12 protein-coding genes and 1 pseudogene are annotated in these 13,676 nt (G+C 65.7%); 5 read left to right on the top strand and 8 right to left on the bottom strand.

The features are described 5' to 3' along the window. Nucleotides 1–17: 17 nt before the first annotated feature. The 3 genes from AC5RTT_RS01760 to AC5RTT_RS01750 form a co-directional block, all read right to left on the bottom strand. Nucleotides 18–1,445, bottom strand: coding sequence for a class II fumarate hydratase (locus tag AC5RTT_RS01760; RefSeq protein ID WP_494143762.1), 1,428 nt, complete (start codon nucleotides 1,443–1,445; stop codon nucleotides 18–20). An 87-nt stretch (nucleotides 1,446–1,532) separates the two neighbouring features. Further along, nucleotides 1,533–2,147: a carbonic anhydrase gene (locus AC5RTT_RS01755; protein ID WP_494143761.1), complete on the bottom strand. Its 615-nt coding sequence runs from the start codon at nucleotides 2,145–2,147 to the stop codon at nucleotides 1,533–1,535. 9 nt (nucleotides 2,148–2,156) lie between these two features. Continuing rightward, complete coding sequence (locus tag AC5RTT_RS01750; protein WP_494143760.1) at nucleotides 2,157–2,837, bottom strand: DUF4245 domain-containing protein; 681 nt, start codon at nucleotides 2,835–2,837, stop codon at nucleotides 2,157–2,159. Nucleotides 2,838–3,061: 224 nt separating this feature from the next. Here AC5RTT_RS01750 and glpX point away from each other — a divergent pair, with 224 nt between their 5' ends. Continuing rightward, the gene (gene glpX, locus AC5RTT_RS01745; protein ID WP_494010702.1) at nucleotides 3,062–4,084 is read left to right on the top strand and encodes a class II fructose-bisphosphatase; all 1,023 of its coding nucleotides are present in this window, start codon (nucleotides 3,062–3,064) and stop codon (nucleotides 4,082–4,084) included. An 81-nt stretch (nucleotides 4,085–4,165) separates the two neighbouring features. After that, nucleotides 4,166–5,206 (top strand): lipid II:glycine glycyltransferase FemX, encoded by a 1,041-nt coding sequence (locus AC5RTT_RS01740; RefSeq protein ID WP_494143759.1) that lies wholly within the window; start codon nucleotides 4,166–4,168, stop codon nucleotides 5,204–5,206. Here the strand turns inward: AC5RTT_RS01740 and manA are convergent. Genes manA through AC5RTT_RS01720 form a run of 4 tightly spaced genes read right to left on the bottom strand, consistent with a single transcriptional unit; the run spans nucleotide 5,203 to nucleotide 9,923 of the window. Continuing rightward, the gene (gene manA / locus AC5RTT_RS01735) at nucleotides 5,203–6,450 is read right to left on the bottom strand and encodes a mannose-6-phosphate isomerase, class I (protein ID WP_494143758.1); all 1,248 of its coding nucleotides are present in this window, start codon (nucleotides 6,448–6,450) and stop codon (nucleotides 5,203–5,205) included. The genes AC5RTT_RS01740 and manA overlap by 4 nt on opposite strands. A gap of 35 nt (nucleotides 6,451–6,485) precedes the next feature. Further along, nucleotides 6,486–8,135 carry an LCP family protein gene (locus AC5RTT_RS01730; RefSeq protein ID WP_494143757.1) on the bottom strand — a complete coding sequence of 550 codons (1,650 nt, stop codon included), beginning with the start codon at nucleotides 8,133–8,135 and terminating at the stop codon, nucleotides 6,486–6,488. Between the two features lie 10 nt (nucleotides 8,136–8,145). Next, a complete protein-coding gene (purE, locus tag AC5RTT_RS01725) occupies nucleotides 8,146–8,730 on the bottom strand; it encodes a 5-(carboxyamino)imidazole ribonucleotide mutase (protein ID WP_494010615.1) in 585 nt (194 codons plus the stop codon). Continuing rightward, nucleotides 8,727–9,923, bottom strand: coding sequence for a 5-(carboxyamino)imidazole ribonucleotide synthase (locus AC5RTT_RS01720; RefSeq protein WP_494143756.1), 1,197 nt, complete (start codon nucleotides 9,921–9,923; stop codon nucleotides 8,727–8,729). The genes purE and AC5RTT_RS01720 overlap by 4 nt, the downstream gene beginning before the upstream one ends. A 173-nt stretch (nucleotides 9,924–10,096) precedes the next feature. Here AC5RTT_RS01720 and AC5RTT_RS01715 point away from each other — a divergent pair, with 173 nt between their 5' ends. Next, nucleotides 10,097–10,654 (top strand): GtrA family protein, encoded by a 558-nt coding sequence (locus AC5RTT_RS01715; protein WP_494143755.1) that lies wholly within the window; start codon nucleotides 10,097–10,099, stop codon nucleotides 10,652–10,654. 40 nt (nucleotides 10,655–10,694) lie between these two features. Here AC5RTT_RS01715 and AC5RTT_RS01710 read toward each other — a convergent pair whose 3' ends face one another. Then, nucleotides 10,695–11,393, bottom strand: coding sequence for a TIGR03089 family protein (locus tag AC5RTT_RS01710; RefSeq protein WP_494143754.1), 699 nt, complete (start codon nucleotides 11,391–11,393; stop codon nucleotides 10,695–10,697). A 391-nt stretch (nucleotides 11,394–11,784) separates the two neighbouring features. Here AC5RTT_RS01710 and AC5RTT_RS01705 point away from each other — a divergent pair, with 391 nt between their 5' ends. Next, nucleotides 11,785–12,318 carry a WhiB family transcriptional regulator gene (locus tag AC5RTT_RS01705; protein WP_494051433.1) on the top strand — a complete coding sequence of 178 codons (534 nt, stop codon included), beginning with the start codon at nucleotides 11,785–11,787 and terminating at the stop codon, nucleotides 12,316–12,318. Between the two features lie 29 nt (nucleotides 12,319–12,347). Next, a pseudogene (locus AC5RTT_RS01700) lies at nucleotides 12,348–13,580 on the top strand (glycosyltransferase family 2 protein); the annotation flags it as partial. Nucleotides 13,581–13,676: the final 96 nt, after the last annotated feature.

Raw genomic sequence — 13,676 nt, 5'->3', positions numbered from 1 at the left:
CCGGAGGCTCTGCGGCTCTATGCCTTGTGGGCCGGTGCCGTCATGGTGGTGACGTCCAGTGCATTGTCCAGGTCAGCCTCGGAGACCTTGCCTTCGCCGTCTCCGACGAAGCCGAGCTTCTCGGTGGCCTGGCGGATGGTCAGGCCCTCCGCGACGGCCGTCTTGGCGATCTTGGCGGCGTTCTCGTAGCCGATGTACTTGTTCAGCGGGGTGACGATGGACGGCGAGGCCTCCGCCAGGAAGCGGGCGCGTTCCACGTTGGCGGTGATGCCGTCAATCATCTTGTCCGCCATGACGCGGCTGGTGTTGGCCAGCAGGCGGATGGACTCCAGCAGGTTGGCGGCCATGACCGGGATGCCGACATTCAGCTCGAAGGCTCCGTTGGTGCCGGACCAGGCGATGGCGGTGTCATTGCCGATGACCTGCGCGGCCACCATGATGGACGCCTCGCAGATGACCGGGTTGACCTTGCCGGGCATGATCGAGGAACCGGGCTGCAGGTCGGGGATGGCGATCTCGCCCAGGCCGGTATTGGGGCCGGAGCCCATCCAGCGCAGGTCGTTGTTGATCTTCATGAACGAGATGGCGATGTTGCGCAGCTGGCTGGACGCCTCGATCAGGCCGTCGCGGTTGGCCTGTGCCTCGAAGTGGTCGCGTGCCTCCGTGAGGGGCAGCCCCGTGTCCGTGGCGAGCAGTTCGATGACCCGCTCCGGGAACCCGGCGGGGGTGTTGATGCCGGTGCCCACGGCGGTGCCGCCCAGCGGAACCTCGGCAACGCGGGGGAGGGCGGCGTTGATGCGCTCGATGCCGTAGCGGACCTGTGCCGCGTAGCCGCCGAACTCCTGTCCCAGGGTTACGGGCGTGGCGTCCATGAGGTGCGTGCGGCCGGACTTCACCACGTCCTTGAACTCAACGGCCTTGCGCTCCAGCGACTCGGCCAGGTAGCCCAGCGCGGGGATCAGGTCATTGATCAGCGCGGAGGTAGCCGCAACGTGCACGGAGGTGGGGAACACGTCGTTGGAGGACTGCGAGGCGTTGACGTGGTCGTTCGGGTGGACAACCTTGTCGCTGCCGGCGGCCTTCAGGGCGCGGGTGGCCAGCTCGGCGAGGACCTCGTTCGTGTTCATGTTCGAGGAGGTGCCGGAACCGGTCTGGAAAACATCGATGGGAAAGTCGCCGTCGTACTTGCCGGCAGCAACCTCGTCAGCGGCGTCTGCGATCGCCTTGGCCAGCTCGCCGTCGAGCACACCCAGTTCAGCGTTGGCCTGGGCGGCAGCCTTCTTGACCCGGGCCAGCGCCTCGATGTGGGTGCGTTCCAGGGTCTTGCCGGAAATCGGGAAGTTCTCCACTGCCCGCTGCGTCTGCGCGCGGTACAGTGCGTTCACGGGGACGCGGACTTCGCCCATCGTGTCATGTTCAATGCGGAACTCTTCAGTGGAAGTCATGGGGCTAGCTTATGGCGACCAGCCACCCCATCGAAAACCGTGAAGAGCATGCTACGGGGCCCTTGCCGGGCCCCGTGCGGAAGCCTTCTAGAGCTCGCCGATTCCCGAAACAAGGTTCGCACGGCCCTCTGCCAGGCTGTACGAAAGACCGATGACTGCCGTCCGGCCTTCCTCGATTGCGTTCGAAATCACACGCGAGCTGTCCGCCAGCCGCTGCGAGGTCTGCTTGACGTGCTCCACCACCATGTCGTTGACCTCGGTTTCGTCGTTCCGGAGGGAGGTCAGCACGGACGGCGTGATGCGCTCCACCAGGTCGCGGATGAAGCCGGCGGGCATCTGGCCCGTCTCCACGGCCGACTTGGTGGCGCTGACGGCGCCGCAGCTGTCGTGGCCGAGGATGACGATCAGCGGCACTCCCAGCACCCCCACGCTGTACTCGAGGGAACCCAGGACGGCATCATCGATCACCTGGCCGGCCGTGCGCACCACGAAAACGTCACCGAGCCCGACGTCGAAGATGATCTCGGCCGCGAGGCGGGAATCGGAGCAGCCAAAGATCACCGCAAAGGGGTGCTGGTTCTCCACGAGGGAGGAGCGGCGCGACGCGTCCTGGTTGGGATGGGACGTCTCGCCGCTGACAAAGCGTTCGTTTCCTTCGCGCAGACGGCGCCAGGCAAGTGCAGGAGTCAGGTAAGTAGCCACGGGACTACGTTACGGTGCCGGAGTGGCCGAGGGTGAAACTGTGACGCCCGGGCTGCTTTCCATGGACCTTACGACGGCGTCCGCCAGGGTGGCGAACTCGTCCAGCTGGGCTGCGCCGGACAGGATGACGGTGGTCCCGCGGTAGTCAAGGACCAAGGATTTCTCGCCCTTGCCGGTGTCCCGGATTTCCCATTCCTGGCCTCCGGCGTTCCGGGAACCGGTCACCGGTGCGTTCCGCGTCTGCTGGAGCAGCCAGGTGGGGTTGGCCTTGCTAGTCTGCACCAGGGCAATGAATGAGTCCTTGGGGGTCAGGAAGCCGACCTCCCAGGTGGGGACCCCGCTGCCCGTGCCTGCCTCCCAGCGCGCGTAGTTGGGGCGGAAGGCGCCGCCGGTCTCGGGTGCCGCAGGTGTGAATCCTGCCACATCCGTGGCATTGCGCGAGACGGCGGCCACATCGATGTCGGGGCGGTAGCCGTCGGTCTTGGGCAGCGGATTCATGAGGATGATCGGCAGGAAGGCTGCGATGCTGACCACCAGTGCAATGATCATGCCGATGGCTGAAGCATTCGCCCGCTTGGCGGCAGCAGCCGGAATGACAGGCTTTACCGGAGCTTCGCCAGCCGGACCGGCCGCCTGCCGGCCGCCCGCCGGCTCCGCTGGCTCGGGGCTGGGACTGGTCTTCTCCTGCATGTCATTCACCCTTCTATAGTCGCCCATGCCGGCGGGCAACTTCCATTCGGCCGGCTCGCGTCGCAGAACGTCCCCTGCGGGCACATTGCGCCGCCACGTCATTCGCCGCCCGACAGGCGGCCCCGCGACTATGATCGGAAGTAGAGGAATCACCGTCCAGCTGTTCCGGCGGGCGGGTTCAATGATCGCCACTCGAAGAAGAGGTTCACGTGTCACCAGCGTCCATGACCCAGAAGTACTCCACGATTTCACCGTCCCTGGCGGTGGGCAATGACGAACCGGACCGCAACCTTGCCCTCGAGCTTGTCCGCGTTACCGAGGCGGCAGCGATCGCCGGTGGCCACTGGGTGGGTTTCGGCGACAAGAACACGGCGGACGGCGCCGCCGTGGACGCCATGCGCTCGTTCCTGCAGACTGTCCACTTCAATGGCGTGGTGGTGATCGGCGAAGGCGAGAAGGACGAAGCCCCCATGCTCTTCAACGGCGAGCGCGTCGGTGACGGCACGGGCCCCGAGTGCGATGTGGCCGTCGATCCCATCGACGGAACCAGGCTCACTGCACTGGGCATCAACAACGCCCTGGCAGTCCTGGCAGTGGCAGAACGCGGCTCCATGTTCGACCCGTCGGCCGTCTTCTACATGGAGAAGCTCGTCACCGGCCCCGAAGCCGCTGACATGGTGGATCTGCGCCTGCCGGTGAAGCAGAACCTGCACCTGATTGCCAAGGCCAAGGGCGTGAAGGTCAACCAGCTCAACGTCATGATCCTTGACCGTGACCGGCACCGTCCGCTGGTGGAGGAAATCCGCGAGGCCGGGGCGCGCACCAAGTTCATCATGGACGGTGACGTGGCCGGCGCCATCGCCGCTGCCCGCTCCGGCACCGGCGTGGACGCCCTGATGGGGATTGGCGGTACCCCCGAAGGTATCGTGGCCGCTTGCGCCATCAAGTCCCTGGGGGGCGTCATCCAGGGCCGGCTGTGGCCCACCAGCGACGAAGAGAAGCAGAAGGCGATCGACGCCGGCCACGACCTGGAACGCGTCCTCTCCACCAACGACCTCGTCTCCAGCGACAACTGCTACTTCGCCGCGACGGGAATCACCGATGGCGACCTCCTCAAGGGTGTCCGCTACTCCAAGGACAAGGTCCTGACGCAGTCCATCGTGATGCGCTCCAAGTCCGGAACCATCCGATTCGTGGACGGCGAGCACCGCGCAGACAAGTGGGAAGGCTACGCCCGCAAGAGCTGAGCCACCCAGCTGGACCGCCGGAGTCCCGGAGCACTATGCTCCGGGACTCCGGCGTTAAAGCCTTGGTATAGGGTTTAAGCCATGATTCCAGCTGTTGTTCCCTGTACTGACCGCGCCCTTTGGGATGACCACGTAGACCGGTTCCAGGGACATCCGCAACAGCTCTGGGGCTGGGGCGAGACCAAGGCAATGCACGGCTGGTCCGTCGACCGCGTGCTCCTTGAAGCCGGCGGCACCACCATCGGCTGTGCCCAGCTGCTGGTCCGGCGCCTCCCGGTTCCCTTCCGCGCCCTGGTCTACATTCCCCGCGGCCCGATGTGTTCCGTGGAAGACACTCCGGCCGTGCTTCGCAGCCTGGCCGACCACGCTGCGTCCCGCCACCACGGCGTTGCCTTGAGCATCGAACCCGACTGGGACCGGGATTCCCCCTATGCGGGGGCCGTTGCGGGAGCAGGCTTCCGCGAGACCACCAACACCGTCCTCATCCCGCGCACCCTCATCCTCGATCTCACCAAGTCTGATGACGAGCTGATGGCGGACATGTCCAAGACCACCCGCGCAAACATCCGCAAGGCCATGCGCAGCGACGTGGAGTTCCGGAAGGTCAAGAACGATTCTGAGCTTGAGCAGGTGCTGGGCATCTACCGCGAGACGGCTGAGCGGGCCGGCTTCGGTATCCACGAGGACCAGTACTACCGGGATATTTTCCGCAACCTGGGGGAGGGCTCACCCATCATTGGTGCGTTCGACGGCGAGCAGCTGCTGGCCTTTGTCTGGCTGGCACGCAGCGGTGCCACTGCGTTCGAGCTCTACGGCGGCGTTTCCGCGGAGGGCCAGAAGAAGCGAGTGAACTACGGCGTCAAGTGGGCAGCACTGCAGGCCATGCGCGAGGACGGGTGCTCACGGTACGACTTCAACGGGCTGCTCAACGATGGCATCTCGGACTTCAAGAAGCAGTTCGGCAAGCATGAAAACATGCTCCTGGGAACCTGGGAGAAGCCGCTGTCGCCGTTCTACCCGGCCTACTCCCGGGCAATGCCGCTGGCGCGGAAAGGCATCCAGGCGGCGCGCCGGCTGGCGAAAACAGCAGCCAGCCGTGCCCGTTCCTTGCTCCGCCGCTAAAGGCCCGTAGTCACCGCGAACGCCAGGGCAGGCTCGGTGCTGCCCGCCACCGGGTGGACGTTCACAGGCGCTTCGGCGGCAGCGAGGAATGCGCTGCCGCCACGCGCCAGCTGCAGGTCTCCCTTCGGCGAGTCCAGGTACACCTCGCCCGCAACCACGATCACCACCACGGCTCCTGACTGGGCCAGCGGCACGGGGGCGGCGTCGGGCTGCAGTTCAATGCGCTGAAGCTGGAACTCCGCGAAAGGCGGGCGGTAGAGCTCCTGGTCAAGGACACTCTTCTCGGCATCGAGCATCGGCACGGCCACCGGGTGAAAATCGATGGTGCGCAGGAGTTCGGGCACGTCAACGAACTTGGGTGTCAGCCCGCCGCGCAGCACGTTGTCCGATGATGCCATCACCTCGACGCCCAGCCCGTGGAGGTAGGCGTGGACGTTACCGGCGGGCAGGTAGACGGACTGGCCCGGCTGCAGCGAAATCCGGTTGAGGAGCAGAGAAATCAGCACCCCGGGGTCGCCCGGATACTTCTCGTTGAGGCTGATGACGGTTCCCAGCTCGGCCTCGTAGGGTGCAAGGGACCCGCCGGCCAGAAGCGCTGCCACCACCTGGGCGGTGGCATCGGACACGGCCTGTCCGCCGGTGATGAGGCGTTCAAAGGCCTTCCGGAGGCCCGCCCCCTCATCGGCCTCGTCCAGGTCCACCATCAGTGCAGGCAGCAGGGCGGGAACTTGCCCCTCCACTGCCTCAAAGGCTGACGCGACGCGCTGCAGTACGTTCCTGGTTTCGGCTACCGGGCGGAAACCGCACAAGGCCTCAAAGGGCGTCAGTGCGAAGATCATCTCCGGCTTGTGGTTGTCATCGCGGTAGTTGCGGTGGGGCGCATTGGGGGCCACGCCGTCGGCGTTTTCGCGGGCAAAACCGGCCTTGGCCTGTTCCAGGCTGGGGTGGACCTGCAGCGACAGCGGCTGGGCTGCGGCGAGGATTTTTGCCAGGAAGGGTAGCCGGGGGCCAAACCGCGACACGGACTCGGCCCCCAGGAAGTGTTCCGGATCCTTGGCGATCAAGGCGTCCAGCGGGGTGGAACTGCCGTCTTCAGGCACATGGGCCACGGACGGTGAATCGGGGTGGGCGCCGATCCAGAGTTCCGCTTCAGGCCTGCCGGATTCGGGCCGGCCCAAAAGTGCCGCGATCGCCGTGGTGGAACCCCAGGCGTAATCCCGGAGGACGTTGTCAATCTCGTACAAAACCGGTTCCGTTTCTTTAGGTCTGATTGCGGGGGCTAGAGCGCCGCGCACATGCCGTTGCTGGCCACGAGTTCGCGGATGGCCTGCTCGTTGCCCTCACGCTTGAGCTGGTTCAGCATCTGTTCGGTGATCGGCTCGCCGTCGGGCGTGGTGGTCACCGGGGTGAAGTCCGACGGCGTGGGCTGCCGTACGGCGCTGCCCGCAGCCAGCGGGGTGGCCGGGAAGGCTCCTGCCGCATGGATGGGACCGGCGCCAGACGCCGGGACAACCATGACGTCGTCGGCAGCTCCTGCCGACTGGGCGTCCTGCGCCGAGGCCGAGGCCAGCAGCTCGTCCACACGCTCGTGGATCTGGTCGAAGTCCGGCACGGTGGAGAATGAAGCGTCGAAGTCGGGCGGGCCGATGGTGAGCCGCTTAATATCCTGGCCCTTCGCCTTCATGGCGAGGTCCACAAAGCTGCCCAGCTGGGAGGAGGAGATGTTGGAATCCACCACCTTGGTTCCCGCGTTGGCGATGTCCTCGAACTTCGACAGCAGCGTGGCAGGGTCAAGCTGTTTGAGCATTGCCTGCTGGACGCACTGCTGGCGCTGGATCCGGGCGTAGTCGTCCACGAATTCCCTCGAGCGGCCGTACCAGAGGGCGAGGTCGCCGTTGAGCCGGTGTTCGCCGGCCGGGATCCAGCCGAGGGGCATGCCGTGGATGCCGTTTGCCTCGTCGATGACGTCGCCGCTGATGGGAACCCAGCCGCCGGCCTTGATCCTGATGCCGCCCATGGCATCGATGAGCTTTGCGAAGCCTTCCATGTCCACCAGGACGTAGGCCTGCACGGTAATGCCCAAGGTTCCGGAGACGGCCTCCAGCGTCGCCTGGGCACCAGGATCGGCCACTCCCGGGTAGAGGTCCGAGTACTCGTTCGTGACCTCGGTGTTGATGGCGTTGATCAGGCATTGGTCGCCGCAGTTGTACCCGTCAGGGTAAATGGACCGCATCGGCGAATCCTCGCTGAACTGAGCGTTCTGGAGGTTGCGGGGCACTGAGATGATGGCTGTCTGGCCGGTTTCGGCGTCCACGCTCAGCACGGAGAGGCTGTCCGGGCGCCTTCCGGTGCGGTCGTCGCCGGCGTCGCCGCCCATCATCAGGAAGTTGTAGCGGCCGTCCACGGGATCGATCGCCGGGCCGGAGGAGAAGATGCTGCCGATGGCATTGCGGCTGACGTTGAGCAGGTATGCCGCGTAGCCGAGTGAGCCGCTGCCGGCCACCAGGGCCAGGACCAGGGTTACGACGACGGCCGGCCGGGTGGGCGGCGCCAGCAGCACGGGACGGATGAGCCGCAGGGTGTTGATGAACAGGACGGCCCAGCCCGCCGCAAGGGCCACCAGTGCGATGACGATCACCAGCGAGGCAAACGGGTTGGTGACAATGGTCACCAGCGCTGTCCGGTTGGCAACGAGCAGGAGGACCGCCAGCAGCAGGGCAGCCCAAACGCAGAGCGTTACGCGGAGGGCAGCCCGGCCCAGATTGCGGTCGCCCGCCACCAATTGCGCACTGCCCGGGACCAGGAGCGTCAGCAGGATCAGGACGAAAGCGCGCTTGGTCCGGACCGGAGCGGAAGCGCTGACCGGGTAGCGGACCGGGTCCGTCAACGCGGTGTCGGACTGCGACTGCGGAACTTTGCTGCTGGACATGCCGGCGGTCCTAACGGCTGCCCCGCTGGGAGCTGTTGCCTTCAGCGAAGACTTCGCTGACTTTCTGCCGGAGGCTGGCCCCCTTGCGGCTGGCCACGGCGTTCAGGTCGGAAGCGAAGTCCAAAAGGTCAGTGCGGAGGGAAGCGGCAAACTCGTCCGTTCCCGCGGCAAGCATCCGGACTGCCAGGAGTCCGGCGTTGCGCGCGCCGGCGATGGACACCGTGGCTACGGGCACGCCGGCAGGCATCTGGACAATGGAGAGCAGTGAGTCCATGCCGTCCAGCGTTTTCAGGGGAACAGGAACACCGATGACCGGCAGGGGAGTGACGCTGGCCAGCATTCCCGGCAAGTGGGCGGCGCCGCCGGCTCCGGCGATGATCACCCGCAGTCCGCGCTCATGGGCTGTCTGCCCGTACCGGATCATTTCGGTCGGCATCCGGTGGGCGGAGACTACGTCAGCTTCAAAAGGGATCCCGAATTCGGCCAGGGCGTCGGCAGCGGCCTCCATCACCGGCCAGTCGGAGTCGGACCCCATGACCAGGCCCACCAGGGGGCTTGCGGCGGCACCGGCGGCGGGGTTTGCTGGGGTGCTCATGCAGTCTCCTCGAAAGTGTGTGGCGCTTCATCCGCCGCTGCCCGCCCGTCGCGGATGATGTTGGCCACCATGGCGGCGCGGCGCCGGACCGAATCGACGTCCGCAGTGGACGTGCCTACGAGGTTCACGTGGCCGATCTTGCGGCCAGGACGCACCGACTTGCCGTAGCAGTGCACCTTGGCGGCCGGTTCGCTGGCCAGCGCGAGCGGAAACGCGGAATACAGGTCCTGGTTCTCGCCGCCAAGGAAGTTCTTCATGACCGTCACCGGGGCCAGGGCATCGGTTGCACCGAGGGGCAGGTTCAGGACGGCGCGCAGGTGCTGCTCGAACTGGCTCGTCACGGCCCCGTCCTGGGTCCAGTGCCCGGTGTTGTGGGGGCGCATGGCCAGTTCATTGATCAGGAAGCCCGCACCGACGCCAGGGGTTTCGAACATCTCCACGGCCAGCACTCCGGTCACCCCCAGTTCGCCGGCGATCCGCAGGGCTGCGTCCTCGGCTGCCGCGGCAACCTCCACGGGGATGTCCAGGGCAGGGGCAATCACTTCGTCGCAGACACCGTCCACCTGGATGGTGTGCACTACCGGCCATGCGCGTGCCTCGCCATCGGGAGTCCGGGCGACCAGCGCTGACAGTTCCCGGGTGAACTCAACCTTGGCTTCGGCCAGGAGGGGGCTCATCGCCTGGAACCAGTCCTCGGTGCCGGCTGCTTCCTCTGCCGAATTGATGACCCGGACGCCCTTGCCGTCGTAGCCGCCGCGCGGCGTTTTCAGGACCACGGGCCAGCCGGTGGCGTCACCGAAACTGACGAGGGCGGCCACATCGTCCACGGGGGCCCAGGCAGGGTTGGGCAGTTCGAGCCGGTCGATCGCGGCGCGCATCACCAGCTTGTCCTGTGCGTGCACCAGGGCGTCAGGCCCCGGCTGGACGTTCACTCCTGCTTCCTGCAGGGCCCGAAGGTGGTCCGTGGGCACGTGTTCGTGGTCGAACGTCAGCACGTCCAGGCCCTGGGCGAAGTCAACCAGGGTCTGCAGATCCTTGTAGTCGCCCACCGGGGAAGTGGAAACCGCGGCTACTGCCGACACGTCGTCGCCTTCGGCCAGGACACGGAGTTCGAAGCCGAGTGCAGTTGCGGCTGGGGCCATCATTCGCGCAAGTTGGCCGCCGCCAACCACACCTATTACTGGAAAAGTCACATGGGCCAGCCTACCGAAGACCGCCCGGTATCCCGGCCTCCGGCAGCGGTGGTGGAGGCGATTTTGTGTAACGTGGGGCTGCCCCGTGCATCCTTGGGAGGCTGGCTCCATGTTTTGGGGGCTAAAATAGGCCTCTGGCCAGGTGGCCCATAGTTGAACGGCCATGGAGGGTCATGTATACCGCATTAGCAGATCGTATCCGGGGACTGGCCTCGCTTTTTTGGCGCGAAGTGGCCAAGTTCGGCGCAGTCGGCGGTGTGGCGTTCGTCATCGACAACGGCATGACCTACTACCTGATGCATGGCCCGATGTCGGACAGCGAAGCCAAGGCCCGGTTTGTGGGTGCGTCAATAGCCACAGTCTTTTCCTGGATCGCCAACCGGTTCTGGACGTTCCGGCACCGCCGCCAGGACAATGTCCTGCGCGAATTCCTCATGTTCATCCTGATCAACGGCATCGGAATCGGCATCTCCACGGGCTTCACTGCGGTGGCCAAGTACGGCCTGGGGATCACGGACAAAAACCTGCTGTTCTTCGCCGGCGTGTTCGGCATCCTGGTCGCCACAGTGGTGCGTTTCTTTGCCTACCGCTTCCTGGTCTTCAACAAAGAGCTGGACCAGGAGCCCGAGTTCTCGCACGACCACGAACTCATCGAAATCCACCACCACCAGAAGGAACACGCGGCCGCGGCCGAGCGCGAGCCTTCGCCGGACAGGTCAACCCAGCCGTAGGGACTCCGGACTGCCCTGGAGCGCACGGGACGAACAGCTGTCAGCTGCCGTGGATGCGTTCCGCTGCCAGCAGCTTGTCCGTCAGTTCCACGTCAGGATGGGTCAGCACGACGGAACCTCCCCGCTTCCAGGCGCCGAGGGCATGGGCCAGGGCTTTTTCCAGTCCGTCCGAGGCAGGGATGTGCAGCCGCACGCCCTCCTCGTGGGCCACGGCGAAGGTATCGAACAGCTCCCCGTGCAGGTGTCCCCGGCCCTCGCTGTCCACGATGGCACAGGCGCCGGGGTCGGCATCGGCGTGGGACATGAAAACGTCGCCGTGGCTGCGGACTTCTGCCGCGTAGTCAATGCAGCCGGGCGCGAGTTCTCCCGCCCAGCGCATGGCCAGGGCGGGGAGCGCAACGGCGATGACGGCGTCGTAGTTCCCATCTGCTGACTGGGGATCGGCGGTGACCAGGAAATCGGCGTCGGGTCCCGCGATTACCGCCTCAAGGCCAAGCTGCCATGCGGAAAGCGCCCAGACCAGTGCCTTCCAGTGGGCCGGCAGCTCCAGCCGCAGCCGCATCCCCGGTTCTGCGTCGAGTTCGTCCTGCAGCAAGTTGCTTGTCTTGGCCACCCAGTTGTCCAGGACCCGGCCGGAGAGTTCCACGCGTTCGGCGTCCGGGCCGTACCACGTGAGGCGGGGAGCCGTGGAATTTCCTGAGCGAAGGTTCGCCATCAAATCGAGCGCGGGTGTAGTCATGGCACCATCCTGCCACTGCTTCGGCACACGGTCATCGGGTGCTGATGCTATGGAAACGCTCAGGCTCCTGAAGTGATATTTATCACAAGCAAAGGTAAGCGTGCTTGCTATTTATCCGTTTTCGGGGTATTTTTTGCGGAACTACGGGTTTTCTCGGCCATTTTCCGCAAGCAAAGAGGTGCCTGGCGGGCTGTTCCCGGGATGGGGAGGAAAAAATCCCGGGCGTGGCGTGACCATCGTTGGGGGAGTTCACTGATTATTATCCCGGCAGCGGCTTGACTCGCCCTAGTTACACACGTGTAATTAGGTATCTAAAGCGACTGCGTAAATACCGGCACACAACCGAGTGCCTGCGTATCCAGGCAGGGGCTGCAACATCAGGAGGGTCGCCGTGGGGCATGTAGAGCGTATCCAGGAAGATGCCGTCGTGGCCGGTCAGGCAACGGCAAAGTACCGTGCACGGGGGGTGCCAGGTGACTGGTTCGTGGACCCTGCGGATCCTGGGGCCGCGGAGCGGTATAACCGCGATGCCGGCGGCCTCCTGGAGGACCAGGCCACGGCATTCCTTGCGGCGCATGAGGCCCTTCTGGCCGGGGGACAGGACGCCGAAGACGAACTTGATCCACCCATGGAGCTGCGCGCCCCTGACTCGGTCCAGCCGGTCTGGATAGGACTGCCGTTCCAGCAGGACTTCGACGACGAAGGCGAACTTGGTTGGCAGACTGACGCCTTGTGCGCCCAGACGGATCCGGAGGCGTTCTTCCCCGAAAAGGGCGGTTCCACCCGTGACGCCAAGAAGGTGTGCGGTGCCTGCAATGTACGGTCGCAGTGCCTCGAGTATGCCCTGGCCAACGACGAACGGTTTGGCATTTGGGGAGGCCTTTCCGAGCGTGAGCGCCGGCGGCTGAGGAAGCGAGCAATCTAATTCACCAGGATGTCCTTGTCACTGCCGTTGTGGTCGCCCACAACGGCAGTGACTACCTGCCCAGAACCCTGTCAGCTTTGGCGGACCAGACCCGGCCCGTGGACCGTGCCATTGGTGTGGACGCAGGCTCCCGCGACAACTCCCGCGCCCTCCTTGAGCGGGCGTTGGGTGCGGCCAGCGTGGTCAGCCATGACCGCGGCAAAGGCGGCATGGGGGCAGCGGTTTCCGCGGGACTGGCGGCGCCGGCCGCCCGGAAGGGCAGCGCGCAAGACAGCAGGCAGGAATGGATCTGGCTGCTGCATGACGACGCCGCCCCCGCCCCCGAAGCACTTGCCGAGTTGTTGAGTGCCGTGGAGCGGGCACCCTCCGTGACCGTCGCAGGCTGCAAACAGCTGGACTGGCACTCGGAACGCCGGCTGATCGACGTCGGCCTTTCCACCAGCCGCTGGGCCGAGCGGCTCACCCTGATTGACGCCGACGAACTCGACCAGGGGCAGTACGACGGTCGCAGCGATACTTTCGCCGTCAACTCCGCAGGCATGCTGGTCCGCCGCGATATCTGGGAACAGCTCGGCGGCTTCGACCCCGCACTCCCCGGCAGCGGTGACGACGTCGACTTCTGCTGGCGCAACCGCCTGGCCGGTCACCGCGTGGTGGTAGTTCCTGCGGCGCGCATGTTCCACGTAAGCCATAGGCCGCACGCTTTGGGGAACCCGGCAGCGGCACGGAAGGCGCAGGTCCACCTGCGGCTCAAGCACGCCCCGGCATGGATGGTTCCCGTGCACGCCGTCGGCGCTCTCCTTGGCTGCCTCTTCAGGCTGGTCGTGAGTATTGCGCTGAAGGACCCGGGCCACGGCATTACCCAGTTCATTGCCACCGTCGCTGCCCTGGCCCGTCCGCGGGCTGTGCTTCGCGCCAGGCGGACGGCCCGGCAGACACGCCGGATTCGGCGGTCTGTCATCCGGAAGCTTCAAACTCCCCGTCGGGAAGTCTGGAGCCACCGGCGGTCCCTGATGGAAGCCATCGGCTCGGACGGCAGCCAGGCTGACGACCTCGAGCAGGACCCGCTGGCACACCAGCCCAGCGGTGATGCTTCCGACGATTTCGCTGCCCTGGCAACCACCAAACGGGGCTGGGTGGGCAACGGCGCGCTCGCGGCGGTCATCATTGCTTCCGTAGCAGCCCTGCTCGGCCTGGCCGGCCTCTTCAGGGCAGACGCGGTGGCCGGCGGTGCCCTGATCCCCGTTTCCTCCGAGCTCGGCTCGCGCCGGTGACAGCTTCCTGGTGACCTCCGATGAGCGTACGGCCCGCCAGATCGCGGAGAAGCGTGAGGCTGCGGACCGCAACGCCCAGCTCGC

The sequence above is a fragment of the Arthrobacter sp. Y3221157 genome (genome assembly GCF_059089865.1).
The sequence above is the reverse complement of the archived record's forward strand: the minus strand, read 5'-3'. Positions and strand labels throughout refer to the sequence as shown.

What these genes read in the sequence shown, in the direction of transcription:
- purE (WP_494010615.1), bottom strand. Translation starts at nt 8,730, where the DNA reads ATGAGCACCCCAGCAAACCCCGCCGCCGGTGCCGCCGCAAGCCCCCTG.
- AC5RTT_RS01710 (WP_494143754.1), bottom strand. Translation starts at nt 11,393, where the DNA reads ATGACTACACCCGCGCTCGATTTGATGGCGAACCTTCGCTCAGGAAAT.
- AC5RTT_RS01730 (WP_494143757.1), bottom strand. Translation starts at nt 8,135, where the DNA reads ATGTCCAGCAGCAAAGTTCCGCAGTCGCAGTCCGACACCGCGTTGACG.
- AC5RTT_RS01750 (WP_494143760.1), bottom strand. Translation starts at nt 2,837, where the DNA reads ATGCAGGAGAAGACCAGTCCCAGCCCCGAGCCAGCGGAGCCGGCGGGC.
- glpX (WP_494010702.1), top strand. Translation starts at nt 3,062, where the DNA reads ATGACCCAGAAGTACTCCACGATTTCACCGTCCCTGGCGGTGGGCAAT.
- AC5RTT_RS01715 (WP_494143755.1), top strand. Translation starts at nt 10,097, where the DNA reads ATGTATACCGCATTAGCAGATCGTATCCGGGGACTGGCCTCGCTTTTT.
- AC5RTT_RS01760 (WP_494143762.1), bottom strand. Translation starts at nt 1,445, where the DNA reads ATGACTTCCACTGAAGAGTTCCGCATTGAACATGACACGATGGGCGAA.
- AC5RTT_RS01740 (WP_494143759.1), top strand. Translation starts at nt 4,166, where the DNA reads ATGATTCCAGCTGTTGTTCCCTGTACTGACCGCGCCCTTTGGGATGAC.